Origin of the sequence: Kineococcus aridisoli (assembly GCF_050871885.1) — a bacterium.
In the GTDB taxonomy this organism is placed as follows: Bacteria; Actinomycetota; Actinomycetes; order Actinomycetales; family Kineococcaceae; genus Kineococcus.
In genome coordinates, this window is record NZ_JBJLSF010000175.1 from 1 (window position 1) to 1,015 (window position 1,015).

The window sequence follows — 1,015 nt, forward strand, 5'->3', positions numbered from 1 at the left end:
CGGTGGTCCCCGCGACCACCGCCGCGGCCGCCCCGGCGGTCACCGCCACCGCGGTGGAGGCGTCCGCACCGCCCGCGCGGCCCGCGGCGACCCAGCCCAGCCCCCACGCCAGGCCCGCGCCGAACGCCAGGCGCCCGTGCGAGCGCACCGCGGTCACCACCCCGATCACCGCGGCCAGCGCCAGCACGCCGACCGCCCACGCCTCCTCGCCGCTGCGCAGCCCCGCCTGGCGCAGCGCCGCGGCGGTGTTCGCGACCGTCGCGATGCTCACCCAGCCCAGGTAGAGGCCCGTCGTGCCGTCGACGACGACGGACTCCACCGGCGAGCGCGGGCCCCGCTGCAGCAGGCGGGTGAAGGCGACGACGAGCACCACCAGCAGCGCGGCGACGACCGCGACGGAGGCGGCCAGCTGCCCGGCCTGCACGGTGAGGATCCAGGCGGCGTTGAGCACCAGGGAGGCGGCCGTCCACCAGCCGGTCCGCCGCTGGCGGGCGTCCTCGCGCTGGGCGGGCAGCGCCTGCCACACCGCGTGGGCCACCAGGCCCGCGTAGACGACCCCCCAGATGCCGAAGGCCGGTCCGGCGGGGGCGACGAGCGTGGCCGAGGCGGACAGGGCACCGCCGGCGGCCTCGGCGATCGGCGTGCCGCTGAGGGCGCCCGACCCGATCGCCGAGCCCACCACCGCCAGCACGGCGCCGGCGGCGACTGCCGCCTGCCGGGCGCCGTCGCGCGCGCCGGAGCGGGTGCGGGGCAGGGCGGCGTCGCTCACCCGACGATCGTGGCCGCGCCGCGGTGACCGCGCCAGCCCGGGAGCGGGCGGGGGAGCCGGACCCGCGGCCGGTCAGGGGTTGAGGTCGACCAGCACGGCGGTGTGGTCGGAGGCCCAGACCCCGTCGACGGGGGCGGTGGCCACCCGCCGGGGGGGGGGGGGGGGGGGGGGGGGGGGGGGGGGGGGGGGGGGGGGGGGGGGGGGGGGGGGGGGGGGGGGGGGGGGGGGGGGGGGGGGGGGGGGGGG

General features: G+C 82.3%; 1 protein-coding gene. It reads right to left on the reverse strand.

Translation table 11 applies throughout. From position 1 onward, the window contains the following. On the reverse strand, positions 1 to 769 hold a 769-nt coding region (locus ACRYM2_RS23140; RefSeq protein ID WP_432525051.1), incomplete at its 3' end, for a TspO-related membrane protein. Positions 770 to 1,015 lie beyond the last annotated feature (246 nt).